At 63.6% G+C, this 13,869-nt stretch carries 12 protein-coding genes; 8 read left to right on the top strand and 4 right to left on the bottom strand.

Translation table 11 applies throughout. The annotated features are described in order from the left end of the window. Nucleotides 1-104: 104 nt before the first annotated feature. The gene (locus tag ACNFG0_RS08565) at nt 105-923 is read right to left on the bottom strand and encodes a pyruvate, water dikinase regulatory protein (RefSeq protein ID WP_084855099.1); all 819 of its coding nucleotides are present in this window, start codon (nt 921-923) and stop codon (nt 105-107) included. A gap of 179 nt (nt 924-1,102) precedes the next feature. Here ACNFG0_RS08565 and ppsA point away from each other — a divergent pair, with 179 nt between their 5' ends. The 8 genes from ppsA to ACNFG0_RS08605 all read left to right on the top strand — a co-directional run bounded on the left by ppsA (nt 1,103) and on the right by ACNFG0_RS08605 (nt 10,021). Further along, nucleotides 1,103-3,478 (top strand): phosphoenolpyruvate synthase, encoded by a 2,376-nt coding sequence (gene ppsA / locus ACNFG0_RS08570; RefSeq protein ID WP_196146045.1) that lies wholly within the window; start codon nt 1,103-1,105, stop codon nt 3,476-3,478. A gap of 160 nt (nt 3,479-3,638) precedes the next feature. Beyond that, a complete protein-coding gene (locus ACNFG0_RS08575; RefSeq protein ID WP_196146046.1) occupies nt 3,639-4,628 on the top strand; it encodes an alpha/beta fold hydrolase in 990 nt (329 codons plus the stop codon). A 761-nt stretch (nt 4,629-5,389) separates the two neighbouring features. Further along, nucleotides 5,390-5,881, top strand: coding sequence for a ribonuclease E activity regulator RraA (gene rraA / locus ACNFG0_RS08580; protein ID WP_196146047.1), 492 nt, complete (start codon nt 5,390-5,392; stop codon nt 5,879-5,881). Nucleotides 5,882-5,908: 27 nt separating this feature from the next. Next, entirely contained in the window at nt 5,909-6,904 is a 996-nt protein-coding gene (locus ACNFG0_RS08585) for a zinc transporter ZntB (RefSeq protein WP_196146048.1), read from the top strand. 213 nt (nt 6,905-7,117) lie between these two features. Then, on the top strand, nt 7,118-7,369 hold the full coding sequence (locus ACNFG0_RS08590; RefSeq protein WP_043206741.1) for a hypothetical protein: 252 nt from the start codon (nt 7,118-7,120) through the stop codon (nt 7,367-7,369). Between the two features lie 2 nt (nt 7,370-7,371). Beyond that, nucleotides 7,372-8,196, top strand: coding sequence for a mechanosensitive ion channel family protein (locus ACNFG0_RS08595; protein WP_084855104.1), 825 nt, complete (start codon nt 7,372-7,374; stop codon nt 8,194-8,196). 113 nt (nt 8,197-8,309) lie between these two features. After that, nucleotides 8,310-8,876, top strand: coding sequence for an RNA polymerase sigma factor SigX (gene sigX, locus ACNFG0_RS08600; RefSeq protein ID WP_196146931.1), 567 nt, complete (start codon nt 8,310-8,312; stop codon nt 8,874-8,876). A gap of 110 nt (nt 8,877-8,986) precedes the next feature. Beyond that, nucleotides 8,987-10,021, top strand: a complete 1,035-nt coding sequence (locus ACNFG0_RS08605) for an OmpA family protein (RefSeq protein WP_196146932.1) — start codon at nt 8,987-8,989, stop codon at nt 10,019-10,021. 106 nt (nt 10,022-10,127) lie between these two features. On the opposite strand, the gene ACNFG0_RS08610 is transcribed toward ACNFG0_RS08605, so the two are convergent. The 3 genes from ACNFG0_RS08610 to ACNFG0_RS08620 all read right to left on the bottom strand — a co-directional run bounded on the left by ACNFG0_RS08610 (nt 10,128) and on the right by ACNFG0_RS08620 (nt 13,858). Next, nucleotides 10,128-11,798 carry a protein kinase domain-containing protein gene (locus tag ACNFG0_RS08610; protein WP_416764466.1) on the bottom strand — a complete coding sequence of 557 codons (1,671 nt, stop codon included), beginning with the start codon at nt 11,796-11,798 and terminating at the stop codon, nt 10,128-10,130. A 9-nt stretch (nt 11,799-11,807) separates the two neighbouring features. Continuing rightward, complete coding sequence (locus ACNFG0_RS08615; protein WP_196146934.1) at nt 11,808-13,019, bottom strand: nitrate/nitrite transporter; 1,212 nt, start codon at nt 13,017-13,019, stop codon at nt 11,808-11,810. Nucleotides 13,020-13,282: 263 nt separating this feature from the next. After that, complete coding sequence (locus ACNFG0_RS08620) at nt 13,283-13,858, bottom strand: ANTAR domain-containing response regulator (protein WP_196146935.1); 576 nt, start codon at nt 13,856-13,858, stop codon at nt 13,283-13,285. Between the last annotated feature and the right edge of the window lie 11 nt (nt 13,859-13,869).

Genomic DNA, 13,869 nt, shown 5'->3' on the forward strand with positions numbered 1-13,869 from the left:
CTGGCTTCATCGCCGGCAAGCCGGCTCCCACAGGAGCACCTCTGGCCTGAGGGCAGTCGTGTACCTGTGGGAGCCGGCTTGCCGGCGATGAGGCAGGTTCAGAGTTATTTGAACCGCCGCTCCACGCCTTTCTCGACCAGGATCTTCGCCGAGATCTCCTCCACCGAGAAATGCGTGGAATTGATATGCGGGATGTTCTCCCGGCGGAACAGGCTTTCCACCTCGCGCACTTCGAACTCGCACTGGGCAAAGCTCGAATAACGGCTGTTGGGCTTGCGTTCGTGGCGGATGGCGGTCAGGCGGTCGGGGTCGATGGTCAGGCCGAACAGCTTGTTCTGGTGCTTCTTCAGCACTGCCGGTAACTGCAGGCGCTCCATGTCGTCTTCGGTCAGCGGATAGTTGGCCGCGCGGATGCCGAACTGCATCGCCATGTACAAACACGTCGGCGTCTTGCCGCATCGCGACACGCCCACGAGGATCAGGTCGGCTTTGTCGTAATAATGGGTGCGTGCGCCGTCGTCGTTGTCCAGGGCAAAGTTGACCGCCTCGATGCGCTCCATGTAGTTGGAGTTGCCGCCGATCGAATGCGACTTGCCCACGGAATACGACGAATGGGCGGTTAATTCCTGCTCCAGTGGGGATAAAAACGTCGAAAAGATGTCGATCATGAAGCCGTTCGACGTGGCCAGGATTTCACGGATGTCCTGGTTGACGATGGTGTCGAAGATGATCGGCCGCATGCCGTCCCGCTCCGCCGCGTCGTTGATCTGGCGGACCATATTGCGCGCCTTGTCCGGCGTGTCGATGTAGGGACGGGTGAATTTATTGAAAGGAATGCTATCGAATTGTGCGAGCAGGCTTTGGCCCAGCGTTTCGGCAGTGATACCGGTACCGTCGGAGATGAAGAACGCGGATCGTTTCATTTGCACCCTGGGCCTTAAGCTGCCGAAGTTTTCTGGAGTATGATAGGTTCGGTTTGCCGAACGCGTGTGTTCGGCATTCTCACTTATTTTCCAGGTCCAGGCCACAAGCGTCCGGCCAAGTCGGAGTCGACAGGCGGGCGCCCTTGAGCTTTTCCAATACAGTTAGTGGAGAGATCACCTTGGTTGAGTACGTAGTTTCCCTCGATAAGCTCGGCGTCCACGATGTAGAGCATGTGGGGGGCAAGAACGCATCCCTGGGCGAGATGATCAGTAACCTCGCAGGTGCCGGCGTATCGGTGCCGGGCGGCTTTGCCACTACGGCTCAGGCGTACCGCGATTTTCTCGAGCAGAGTGGCCTGAACGACCGCATCCATGCGGCCCTGGACGCATTGGACGTCGATGACGTCAATGCCCTGGCCAAGACCGGCGCGCAGATTCGCCAGTGGGTGATGGACGCCGAATTCCCGGCGCGCCTGGATGCAGAAATCCGCACTGCCTTCGCCGAGATGGCCCAAGGCAACGACAACATGGCCGTCGCCGTGCGTTCCTCGGCCACCGCCGAAGACCTGCCGGATGCCTCCTTCGCCGGCCAGCAGGAGACCTTCCTGAACATCCGTGGCGTCGACAACGTGATCCGCGCCGCCAAGGAGGTTTTCGCCTCCCTGTTCAACGACCGCGCCATCGCCTACCGCGTGCACCAGGGCTTCGACCACAAGCTGGTCGCCCTGTCCGCCGGCGTGCAGCGCATGGTCCGTTCGGAAACCGGCACCGCCGGTGTGATGTTCACCCTCGACACCGAGTCGGGCTTCCGTGACGTGGTGTTCATCACCGGCGCCTACGGCCTGGGCGAAACCGTGGTGCAGGGTGCGGTCAACCCTGACGAATTCTACGTGCACAAGCAGACCCTGCAGGCCGGCCGCCCGGCCATTCTGCGCCGCAACCTGGGCAGCAAGGCCATCAAGATGGTCTACGGCGACGAAGCCAAGGCCGGCCGTTCGGTCAAGACCGTCGACGTCGACCGTGCCGACCGTGCGCGTTTCTGCCTGAGCGACGAGGAAGTCTGCGAACTGGCCAAGCAGGCCATGATCATCGAGCAGCACTACCAGCGCCCGATGGACATTGAGTGGGCCAAGGACGGTGACGACGGCAAGCTGTACATCGTCCAGGCACGCCCCGAGACCGTGAAGAGCCGTTCCAGCGCCAATGTCATGGAGCGCTACCTGCTCAAGGAGAAGGGCACCGTCCTGGTGGAAGGTCGCGCGATCGGCCAGCGCATCGGCGCCGGCAAGGTTCGCGTGATCCACGACGTCTCCGAGATGGACAAGGTCCAGCCAGGCGACGTGCTGGTCTCCGACATGACCGACCCAGACTGGGAACCGGTGATGAAGCGCGCCAGCGCCATCGTCACCAACCGTGGCGGCCGTACCTGCCACGCGGCGATCATCGCCCGTGAATTGGGCATCCCGGCGGTCGTCGGTTGCGGCAATGCCACCCAATTGCTCAAGGATGGCCAGGGCGTCACCGTGTCCTGCGCCGAGGGCGATACCGGCTTCATCTTCGAAGGCGAGCTGGGCTTCGACGTGCGCCAGAACTCGGTCGACGCCATGCCGGAGCTGCCGTTCAAGATCATGATGAACGTCGGCAACCCGGACCGTGCCTTCGACTTCGCCCAGCTGCCCAACGCCGGTGTCGGCCTGGCGCGCCTGGAGTTCATCATCAACCGCATGATCGGCGTGCACCCAAAGGCACTGCTCAACTATGCGGGCCTGCCGGCCGACCTGAAAGAGAGCGTCGACAAGCGCGTGGCCGGTTATTCCGACCCGGTCGGCTTCTACGTCGAGAAGCTGGTCGAAGGCATCAGCACCCTGGCGGCGGCGTTCTATCCGAAGAAGGTCATCGTGCGCCTGTCGGACTTCAAGTCCAATGAGTACGCCAACCTGATCGGCGGCAAGCTGTACGAGCCGGAAGAAGAGAACCCGATGCTGGGCTTCCGCGGCGCCTCGCGCTACATCAGCGAATCGTTCCGTGACTGCTTCGAGCTCGAATGCCGTGCCCTCAAGCGCGTGCGCGACGAGATGGGCCTGACCAACGTCGAGATCATGGTGCCGTTCGTGCGCACCCTGGGCGAGGCCAGCCAGGTCGTCGACCTGCTCGCCGAGAACGGCCTGGGCCGTGGCGTCAATGGCCTGCGCGTGATCATGATGTGCGAACTGCCATCCAACGCCCTGTTGGCCGAAGAGTTCCTCGAGTACTTCGACGGCTTCTCCATTGGCTCCAACGACCTGACCCAGCTGACCCTGGGCCTGGACCGCGACTCGGGCATCATCGCCCACCTGTTCGATGAGCGTAACCCGGCCGTCAAGAAGCTGTTGGCCAATGCCATCGCCGCGTGCAACAAGGCCGGCAAGTACATCGGCATTTGCGGCCAGGGCCCGTCGGACCACCCGGACCTGGCCAAGTGGCTGATGGAGCAGGGCATCGAGAGCGTGTCGCTGAACCCGGACTCGGTGCTCGAGACCTGGTTCTTCCTGGCCGAGGGCCAGGGCGCCGCTTGATACGAATGCCGGGGCGCCACCGTGCGCCCTCGCATCGGAACCTGTAGGAGCGGGCTTGCCCCGCGATAGCATCAGGCCGGACAGCGTGCTGTCCCGGCCGACGCCATCGCGGGACAAGCCCGCTTCCCACATTCTGTCCCTTCTGTTTGTTCGTGAACTCATGCAAAGCAGCAGTACCCTGTTTCCCGTGGCCTTGCTCAGCGCCGAGCGACGCGGTGACCTCAGCGAGGACGTATACCGAATCAAGGCCGGCAACAGCCCTGACCCCAGCGTGGAGCTGGCCGTGACCCGCTTGGGCCTGGCCAGCCAGGCGCATGCTCAGGGTGTGCCGGTGATTCTCCTGCATGGCAGTTTTTCCAACCGTCGTTTCTGGTACTCGCCCAAGGGTATCGGCCTGGGGGCGTACCTGGCCCGCGCCGGGTTCGACGTGTGGATCCCTGAGATGCGCGGCCACGGCCTGTCGCCGCGCAATCGCCACTGGCGGCATAACCGTGTCGCGGACTACGCCCGCTTCGACTTGCCGGTGATCGGCGCGTTCGTCCAGGAGCAGGCCGGGCGGGCGCCGCACTGGATCGGCCATTCCTTGGGCGGCACTACCCTGGCGGCGGCATTGGGCGGTGGTTACCTGGGCGCGGACGGGGTGGCCAGCGTGGCGCTCTTCGGCTCCCAGGTCAGCCGCGTGTACTGGCCGCTGAAAGTGCCACCTGTTGCCTGGAGCGCGCGCGTGCTGCTCAAGCGCTTCGCTCAGTTGTCCGGGTCGCGACTCAAGCGAGGCCCGGAAGACGAACCGATTGGCCTGGCGCTGGAGAGTTTGCGTTGGCACAAGCTGTTCGGGCGCTTCGGCGACAAGCAGGACGACTGGTGGGCTGGGTTGGCGCAGGTCGATGTGCCGGTATTGGCCGTGGCGGGCGCGGCGGACCATCAGGACCCGGTGTGGGCGTGCCGCAAGCTGTTCGAGCAACTGGGCGGAACGCGCAAGCAGTTCCTGCGCCTGGGGCCGGAAGAGGGCTTCGATGCGTTCGGGCACGTCGACATGCTGGTGAGCAAGGCGGCGCAGGCGCAGGTATGGCCATTGGTGGAACGATGGCTGAAGGATCCGCTATCGCCATTGCCCGGGGTTGCAATGATGGAACCCGCGTTGGCTGAGTGAGCGTTGCTTGGCCTGTTCGTTCCCATCGCCGGCAAGCCGGCTCCCACCGGTCTTACGCTGTTTTCAGAGCCCCCGCCGTACCTGTAAGAGCCGGCTTGCCGGCGATGAGGCAATACCGGTCTTGCGCTGTTTTCAGAGCCCCCGCCGTACCTGTAAGAGCCGGCTTGCCGGCGATGAGGCAATACCGGTCTTACGCTGTTTTCAGAGCCCCGCCGTACCTGTGGGAGCCGGCTTGCCGGCGATGAGGCAATACCGGTCTTACGCTGTTTTCAGAGCCCCGCCGTACCTGTGGGAGCCGGCTTGCCGGCGATGAGGCAATACCGGTCTTGCGCTGTTTTCAGAGCCCCGCCGTACCTGTGGGAGCCGGCTTGCCGGCGATGAGGCAATACCGGTCTTACGCTGTTTTCAGAGCTCCCGCCGTACCTGTGAGAGCCGGCTTGCCGGCGATGAGGCAATACCGGTCTTACGCTGTTTTCAGAGCCCCCGCCGTACCTGTGGGAGCCGGCTTGCCGGCGATGAGGCAATACCGGTCTTACGCTGTTTTCAGAGCCCCCGCCGTACCTGTGGGAGCCGGCTTGCCGGCGATGGGGCGGCACCGGTCTTGCGCTGTTTTCAGAGCCCCGCCGTACCTGTGGGAGCCGGCTTGCCGGCGATGGGGGCAACACCGATCGCGACTGACCGAGCAGTCTCGGATGACTGCGGGGCTTCCCCGGTGTAGCCTTGGTCAACTTCGCTTTCGTTGTGACTGACAGGAGTTTCCCATGCAGCATTACGTAACGCCCGACCTGTGCGACGCCTACCCGGACCTGGTCCAGGTGCTGGAACCGATGTTCAGCAATTTTGGTGGCCGCGACTCCTTTGGCGGCCAGATCGTCACCATCAAGTGCTTCGAGGACAACTCGCTGGTCAAGGAACAGGTCGAGCTCGACGGCACGGGCAAGGTCCTGGTGGTCGATGGCGGTGGCTCGCTGCGCCGTGCGCTGCTGGGCGACATGCTCGCCGAGAAGGCCGCCAAGAACGGCTGGGAAGGCCTGGTGATCTACGGCTGCGTGCGTGACGTGGACGTACTGGTGCAGACCGACGTCGGTGTCCAGGCGCTGGCCAGCCATCCGATGAAGACCGATAAGCGCGGCATCGGCGACCTCAATGTAGCGGTGACCTTCGCCGGCGTGACCTTCCGCCCGGGCGAGTACGTGTACGCCGACAACAATGGCGTGATCGTCTCGCCAAACCCGCTGAAGATGCCGGAGTGATGCGCCGCCCGCGCTGATGGAGCTGGAATGTTCGAGGAAGACAACGCGCAGTGGGGGCTGGTCCATGCCCTGGTGCTCGATGGCAAAGGTGGCGCGCGCTCGATTGCCCGGACCGAACTGGACGACCTTGCCTTGCAGCCCGGGGAAAGCCTCTGGCTGCACTGGGACCGCAGCCATCCGCAGACGCGCACCTGGTTGCTGCACGACAGCGGCCTAAGCGAATTCGCCTGCGACCTGCTGCTGGAGGAAAACACTCGCCCGCGCCTGCTGCCGCTGGCCGACGAGCAAATGCTGCTGTTCTTGCGTGGGGTCAACCTGAACCCGGGGGCAGAACCCGAGGACATGGTGTCGGTGCGTATCTTTGCCGAGGCGCGGCGGGTGATCTCGCTGCGCCTGCGGCCGCTGCGTGCCAGTGACGAAATCCTCCAGCAGCTGGACGAGGGCAGGGGTCCTAAATCGGCGTCCGAACTGTTGTTGCTGATGGGTGAACTGCTCACCGAAAAGGTCCAGGCCCTGGTCGACGACCTGTCGGAAGTGGTCGACCTGGAGGAAGAGAAGGTCGAATCCGACGAACGGTACAGCCCGGTGCAGGGCAGCCTGCAGCAGATCCGTCGTCGTGCCGCCGGCCTGCGTCGCTTCCTCGCGCCGCAGCGGGAGATCTACGCCCAGCTTTCGCGCAACAAGTGGAGCTGGTTCGCCGACGGCGATGCCGACTACTGGAACGAGCTGAACAACAGCCTGACCCGTTACCTGGAGGAGTTGGAGCTGACCCGCGAGCGGGCTGCGCTGGTGCTCGAAAGCGAGGACCGGCGGCGCAGCGAGCGCATGAATCGGACCATGTACCGCTTCGGCATCATCACTTGCATCTTCCTGCCCATGAGCTTCGTCACCGGGCTGTTAGGGATCAATGTCGGCGGTATTCCGGGCGCCGACAGCCCCTATGGCTTTCTGCTTGCCTGCGCCGTGGTGCTGGGTTTGGCGGCGGGTCAGTGGTGGCTGTTCAGGCGGTTGCGGTGGGTATGAGTCAGCCTCGTCGGCCGTGCCGCCCTCATCGCGGGGCAAGCCCGCTCCCACAGGTTCGGTGCATCCCTTCAAGTGGCGCCGAACCTGTGGGAGCGGGCTTGCCCCGCGATGGGGAATGGCGGCCAGCTATGCATTTTGAAACATTCGTCCCACATCCGGGTGTGACCCATCGTCCCGAGCCCTCGTCTTTGACAGACATCACGCGAGGTGCCCATGCACGATCCGTTTGAAGAATCCTTGCGCGACCTGCTCAAGGCATCGCCGTCCGGCCAGGACCGTGACGATGCCGCTTGCCTGGGTCGCGTCCTCAAGACCGCCAACCGCCAGGTCGGCGCGGGTGATCTGTTCAGCTTGCTCGGCCGTTGGAGCCAGGCGCTGATGATCGCCGTGAACAATGGCTCGGCGCATGTCGCGCCGGTGCGCCGCAACCCTGCCGCTGGCAGAAAAGCTGATAAGGCCGATTGAATATGGAACTCGATCTCTGGACCCAGAGCCTGGTCACCGCGATGACCGCCCTTTGGACCAAGGTGGCGAACTTCATCCCCAACCTGTTCGGCGCCCTGGTCGTGGTGCTGCTCGGTTTCGTGGTGGCCAAGCTGCTCGATACCCTGTTGTCCAAGCTGCTGGCCAAGTTCGGCCTGGACCGCCTGATGAGCGGCACCGGCCTGACCAAGATGCTCAGCCGGGTCGGCATCCAGGTACCCATTTCCACCCTGATCGGCAAGATCGTCTATTGGTTCGTGCTGCTGATCTTCCTGGTCTCGGCCGCAGAATCCCTGGGCCTGGAGCGGGTGTCGGCGACCCTCGACATGCTCGCCCTGTACCTGCCGAAGGTGTTCGGCGCGGCCCTGGTGCTGCTGGCCGGCGTGCTCCTGGCGCAATTGGTCAATGGCCTGGTGCGCGGCGCCGCCGAAGGGGTGGGCCTGGAGTATGCCGCGGGGGTCGGGCGTATCGCCCAGGGCCTGGTGATCATCATCAGCATCTCTGTAGCGATCAGCCAGCTGGAGGTCAAGACCGACCTGCTCAACCATGTGATCGTCATCGGCCTGATTACCGTTGGTCTGGCCGTTGCGCTGGCGATGGGCCTGGGCAGCCGGGAAATTGCCGGGCAGATCCTGGCGGGAATCTACGTGCGTGAACTCTATCAAGTCGGCCAGCAGGTGCGTATTGGCGAGGTCGAAGGGCAGATCGAGGAGATCGGTACGGTCAAGACGACCCTGCTGACCGATGATGGCGAACTGGTGTCGTTGTCCAATCGGGAATTGCTCGAGCAGCGAGTCAATAGCCGCTAACCGCACAAAAGCTGTTAATGTATGCCGCCGCGAAAACTGGCCCACGGGGCCGAGCGGCGACATTGACCCGACTGTCGGCCAGATCCGTTTTGAATAAAGTTCATTCGCCGCCCATGCGCTATGACCCCCGAGCACTCACTGACGAGGAGTTGGTGGCGCGTTCGCATGAGGAGCTGTTTCACGTAACCCGCGCCTATGAGGAGCTCATGCGGCGCTACCAACGGACCCTGTTCAACGTCTGTGCACGTTACCTGGGGAACGACCGGGATGCCGACGATGTCTGTCAGGAAGTGATGCTCAAAGTGCTGTATGGCCTGAAGAACTTCGAGGGTAAGTCCAAGTTCAAGACCTGGCTCTACAGCATTACCTACAACGAATGCATTACCCAGTACCGCAAGGAGCGACGCAAACGAAGGCTGATGGATGCCCTGAGCCTGGACCCTGTCGAAGAGGCGTCCGAGGACAAGGCACCGAAGCCCGAAGAAAAAGGCGGGCTGGATAAATGGCTGGTGCACGTGAACCCGATCGACCGGGAAATCCTGGTGCTTCGATTTGTCGCAGAGCTGGAATTCCAGGAGATCGCGGACATCATGCACATGGGCCTGAGCGCCACGAAAATGCGCTACAAACGTGCGCTCGACAAGCTTAGGGAGAAATTTGCAGGGCTCACTGAAACTTAGTGGCTTGTAAATCTCTCTAACCAACCGGCAAGTTCTGCTAGACTTGCCGTCGAGTTGTCCCCCGGATGTTGGTGGGACTGCTTAACTATCACCAGATGGGGATTTAACGGATGAAATTGAAAAACACCTTGGGCTTGGCCATTGGTTCGCTTGTAGCCGCCACTTCGTTTGGCGCTCTGGCACAAGGTCAAGGCGCCGTCGAGACCGAGATCTTCTACAAGAAGGAGTTCTTCGACAGCCAGCGCGACTTCAAGAACGACGGCAACCTGTTCGGTGGCTCGATCGGTTACTTCCTGACCGACGACGTCGAACTGCGTCTGGGCTACGACGAAGTTCACAACGCTCGTGGCGAAGACGGCAAGAACATCAAGGGCTCCAACACCGCCCTGGACGCCGTTTACCACTTCAACAACCCGTACGACGCTATCCGTCCGTACGTTTCGGCTGGTTTCTCGCACCAGAGCCTGGGCCAGACCGGCCGTGGCGGTCGTGACCACTCCACCTTCGCCAACGTTGGCGCTGGCGCCAAGTGGTACATCACCGACATGTTCTACGCCCGTGCTGGCGTCGAAGCTCAGTACAACATCGACCAGGGCGACACCGAGTGGGCCCCGAGCGTTGGTATCGGCATGAACTTCGGCGGTAGCCCGAAGCAAGCTGAAGCTGCTCCGGCTCCTGTTGCCGAAGTCTGCTCCGACAGCGACAACGATGGCGTCTGCGACAACGTCGACAAGTGCCCTGACACTCCGGCCAACGTTACCGTTGACGCCGACGGCTGCCCGGCTGTTGCCGAAGTCGTACGCGTTGAGCTGGACGTCAAGTTCGACTTCGACAAGTCGGTCGTCAAGCCAAACAGCTACGGCGACATCAAGAACCTGGCTGACTTCATGAAGCAGTACCCACAGACCACCACCACCGTTGAAGGTCACACCGACTCCGTTGGTCCGGATGCTTACAACCAGAAGCTGTCCGAGCGTCGTGCCAATGCTGTCAAGGAAGTCCTGACCCAGCAGTACGGTGTTGAATCGACCCGTATCGACTCGGTTGGCTACGGTGAGACTCGTCCGGTTGCTGACAACGCCACCGAAGAAGGCCGTGCTATCAACCGTCGCGTTGAAGCTCAGGTCGAAGCCCAAGCCAAGTAATTTGGTTTGATGCTTCATGAAAAACCCGGCCTCGGCCGGGTTTTTCTTTTTTTGGCTGCAGCGCTGCAGACACGTCCCGCTGTGTGAGCCGCAGTGCCGTGGTGTCTCACTGCTTGAGCAATGCCACCAGCAAGACCAGGTTTAGCAGCAACGACAACAACGCCACCCCCTGCCAGACCTTCAACGGTTCCCGCTCCAGCAGCGGCCGGGCCCGCTTGGGCGCCTCGTCCCGGTCCCCGCGCTCGAAGGCCAGCAACCATTCCTCAGCCGTCTCGAACCGCCGCGCAGGGTCACGCTCCACGCCCCGCAACAGGTTCCCCTGCACCCAGGCCGGCACATCCGGCCGGTAGCGTGCCGGATCGACCGCTGCGCCGAACCGGGGCCGTTGGAATGCCTCGACCTCGCCATACGGGTAATGCCCCGTGAGCAGGAAGTACAAACTCACCCCGACCGCATAGAGGTCCTGCTGTGGACCGGGCTGGGCGCCTTCGAACGCCTCCGGTGCGATGAACGAAGGCGTGCCGGGCAGCTCGTGCGCCGCGTCTTCGGAGAGCCCTGGGCAATAGGCCAGGCCAAAGTCCAACAGCCGCACCTGGCCATCGTGCCCAAGGTGCAGGTTGTCCGGCTTGATGTCCCGGTGCAGCAGGTTGCGTCGGTGCAGCGCCCCGACCGCCTGCAGGAGTTGGCGCGCCACCTCCAGCCAGCGTTGCAGGGGCAGCGGCCCGTGCTCGGCAAACAGCGTCGCCAGGGTTTGCCCTGGGTATTCGCGCATCAGGTAGTACAGGTGCTGGCGCTGGCTGGCACTGTGCACTTCAGGGAAATGCCGCCCGGCGACCCGGCGCAGGAACCATTCCTCCAGCAACAGGCGCTGGGTGGCGCCTGCTTCGGCATGCAGGTCCGCTGGCAAGGTCTTGAGCAGCCAGGCTTGCCCGTGGCTGTCGTGCACCCGGTACACCATGGACTGACGACTGCGCGACAGCAATGACTCGACTTGCCAGCCATCGAGCGACTGGCCGGGGCGCAGCAACCCAGGCACCGGCCACTGCTGCAGTTGTGCCAGGGTGTCGCCGAGGTTGGTCGAGCCCAGTTGGTCGACACGTACCAGCAAGGCGCTGGCGTTGTCCTGGCTTCCACATCGATGGGCCGTGGCCACCAAGGTGTCGGCGGCTGCCTGCAGGTCAGACTGGTCATGCAGTACCGAGCGGATGCGCTGGTCGCCCAGGCTGGCCCAGACGCCATCACTGAGGAGCGCGAAGCAGTCGCCATCCTGCAGCTCGCCCTCGAGGTAGTCCACCAGCAGATGCTGGTCCAGGCCCAGGGCGCGCTTGAGCACATGCTGCATGCCCGGTTGGTCCCAGACGTGGTCTTCGCTCAGGCAGTGCAGGCGGCCGGCCTGCCAACGATAGACACGGCAATCACCCACATGCGCCAAGGTGAAGCGACGCCCGCGCAGGACCAGGGCGCTGAGGGTGGTCAGTAGCGGTTGGCCTTTGCCTTGGGCGCGCAGCCAGCGATTCTGCGCCAGTAGCAGGCGGTCCAGAGCCTGGGCCACGCCCCAGGTGGCGGGGGTGGCGTAGTAATCCAGCGCAAGCGCCTGCAGGGTGGCCTTCGCGGCCAGGCTGCCGTCGGCGCACTGGCTGACGCCGTCGGCCAGTGCACACAGATAGCCCTTGCTGGCGGCCAGTTCCGGAGCGGGCGTGACCAGGCGCAGGGCATCCTGATTTTCGGCCCGCGGGCCGGTGGCCGTGGCTTGGGCGAAGCTCAACTGCAGGCTCATGGCATCTCCTCAGACCCGCGCTGCAGTGACGGCCGCAGAGCCCCAGGTGGTGCGCCAGCGTTGCTTGACGCCGTGCAGGCCGAACCAGGCCAGCAGGCCAAGGCTGGCGAACAGCCACAGGGCCAGTTGGTAGTCACCGGTGTGTTGCTTGATCGCTCCCAGCCCTGCGGCCAGGAGGAACCCGCCGATGCCGCCGGCCATGCCGATCAACCCGGTCATCACGCCGATCTCCTGGCGGAAGCGTTGGGGCACCAATTGGAATACCGCGCCGTTGCCCGCACCGAGACCGAGCATGGCGCTGACGAACAGGGCCAGGGCGGCCACGGCGCTGGGCAGGTTGAAGCCAACGGCGGCGATGCAGATGGCCGCCACGCTGTACATGGCCAGCAAGGTGCGGATCCCGCCGAAGCGGTCGGCCAGGGCGCCGCCCAGCGGGCGCATGAGGCTGCCGGCGAATACGCAGGCGGCCGTGTAGTAGCCGGCGGTGACCGGGCTCAGGCCGTACTGGTCGCTGAAATAGCCGGGCAGAGCACTGGCCAGGCCGATGAAGCCGCCGAAGGTCACGCTGTAGAAGAACATGAACCACCAGCTGTCGCGGTCGCCCAGGGCCTTGAGGTAGTCCGCCATGGCCTTGGGCTTGGGCCGTTGCGGTGCATTGCGCGCCAGCAGAACGAACAAGGCCAGGGTCAGCACCAGGGGCAGCAGGGCGAAGCCGAACACGTTGTTCCAGCCAAAGGCTGCAGCCAGGGCAGGGGCCAGCAGGGCGGCGAACACTGTGCCGGAATTACCCGCGCCGGCGATGCCCATGGCTTTGCCTTGGTGTTGAGGCGGATACCACTGCGAGGCCAGGGGCAGGGAAACGGCGAACGAGGCGCCGGCAAAACCGAGGAACACGCCCAACAGCAGGGCTTGTTCATAGCTGTGGATACCCAAGTGCCAGGCGCAGGCCAGGGCTGCGATCACCACCACCTGGCCCAGCACCCCGGCAGTCTTCGGCGACAAACGATCCACCAGCAGGCCCATGGCGAAACGCAGCACCGCGCCGGCCAGGATCGGCGTAGCCACCATCAGGCCCCGTTGCTGTGCGCTCAGTCCGAGGTCGGCGGCGATCTGCACCGCCAGAGGGCCCAGCAGGTACCAGACCATGAAGCTCAGGTCGAAATACAGGAACGCGGCGAACAGGGTGGGCACATGCCCGGATTTCCAGAAGCTCGTATTCATCGAACACCTCGCGCGGCTTGCAACGCTAGTCACGCCCTGGTTGTGCAGGGCCGGAACGAAAAAGACGCCGCTTCCCGGTCCACTGGCATGGAAGGGGAGCGACGTCTTTGTCGGGGAATGTGGCAACCGCCGTTGGCTACCTGTGGGGTGTACTCAGCAAGAGCCGGGCCAATTAGGGCTGCTATGCAGCCCATCGCGAGACAAGCCCGCTCAGGATCACGCAAACCTGGCCAATGGCGAGTTCAGGCAGCGCAGGGCTGCCGCTAGCCCAGCATCTCGTGCATGGCGATGATCTGTTCGGCCACCTGGATCAGCTTCTGCTGGCGGCTCATCGCCTGGCGCCGCATCAGCGTGTAGGCCTGTTCCTCGTTGCAGTCCTTCATTTTCATCAACAGGCCCTTGGCCTGTTCGATGCGCTTGCGTTCGGCCAACTGCTGGTCCCGGGCCAGCAGTTGGGCCTTGAGCGCCTGGTCGCTTTCGAAGCGGGCCATGGCCACGTCGAGGATCGGCTGCAGACGCGCGGCATGGATACCTTCGACGATATAGGCGCTGACCCCGGCCTGGATCGCCTGGCGCATCACGCCTGGATCGTGCTCGTCAGTGAACAGCACGATGGGGCGGGGACGGTCGCGGCTGACCAGCACCACCTGCTCCATCACATCCCGCCCTGGTGACTCGGTATCGATCAGGACCACGTCCGGGTGCACGGTTTCGACGCAGGTGGGCAGGTCGATGGTCAGGCCAGCGGCCTCGATCACCTCGAAGCCCGCCTCGATCAGGGCGCCCTTGAGGCGACCGACCTTTCGTTCGGTGTCATCGATCAGCAGGATTCGCAGCATGTCCGTTCTCC

The sequence above is a fragment of the Pseudomonas sp. NY15372 genome (genome assembly GCF_048068215.1).
GTDB lineage: Bacteria > Pseudomonadota > Gammaproteobacteria > Pseudomonadales > Pseudomonadaceae > Aquipseudomonas > Aquipseudomonas guariconensis_A.

Coding starts and splice junctions, on each gene's coding strand:
- ACNFG0_RS08565 (WP_084855099.1), bottom strand. CDS start 923: ATGAAACGATCCGCGTTCTTCATCTCCGACGGTACCGGTATCACTGCC.
- ACNFG0_RS08575 (WP_196146046.1), top strand. CDS start 3,639: ATGCAAAGCAGCAGTACCCTGTTTCCCGTGGCCTTGCTCAGCGCCGAG.
- rraA (WP_196146047.1), top strand. CDS start 5,390: ATGCAGCATTACGTAACGCCCGACCTGTGCGACGCCTACCCGGACCTG.
- ACNFG0_RS08585 (WP_196146048.1), top strand. CDS start 5,909: ATGTTCGAGGAAGACAACGCGCAGTGGGGGCTGGTCCATGCCCTGGTG.
- ACNFG0_RS08590 (WP_043206741.1), top strand. CDS start 7,118: ATGCACGATCCGTTTGAAGAATCCTTGCGCGACCTGCTCAAGGCATCG.
- ACNFG0_RS08595 (WP_084855104.1), top strand. CDS start 7,372: ATGGAACTCGATCTCTGGACCCAGAGCCTGGTCACCGCGATGACCGCC.
- sigX (WP_196146931.1), top strand. CDS start 8,310: ATGCGCTATGACCCCCGAGCACTCACTGACGAGGAGTTGGTGGCGCGT.
- ACNFG0_RS08605 (WP_196146932.1), top strand. CDS start 8,987: ATGAAATTGAAAAACACCTTGGGCTTGGCCATTGGTTCGCTTGTAGCC.
- ACNFG0_RS08610 (WP_416764466.1), bottom strand. CDS start 11,798: ATGAGCCTGCAGTTGAGCTTCGCCCAAGCCACGGCCACCGGCCCGCGG.
- ACNFG0_RS08615 (WP_196146934.1), bottom strand. CDS start 13,019: ATGAATACGAGCTTCTGGAAATCCGGGCATGTGCCCACCCTGTTCGCC.
- ACNFG0_RS08620 (WP_196146935.1), bottom strand. CDS start 13,858: ATGCTGCGAATCCTGCTGATCGATGACACCGAACGAAAGGTCGGTCGC.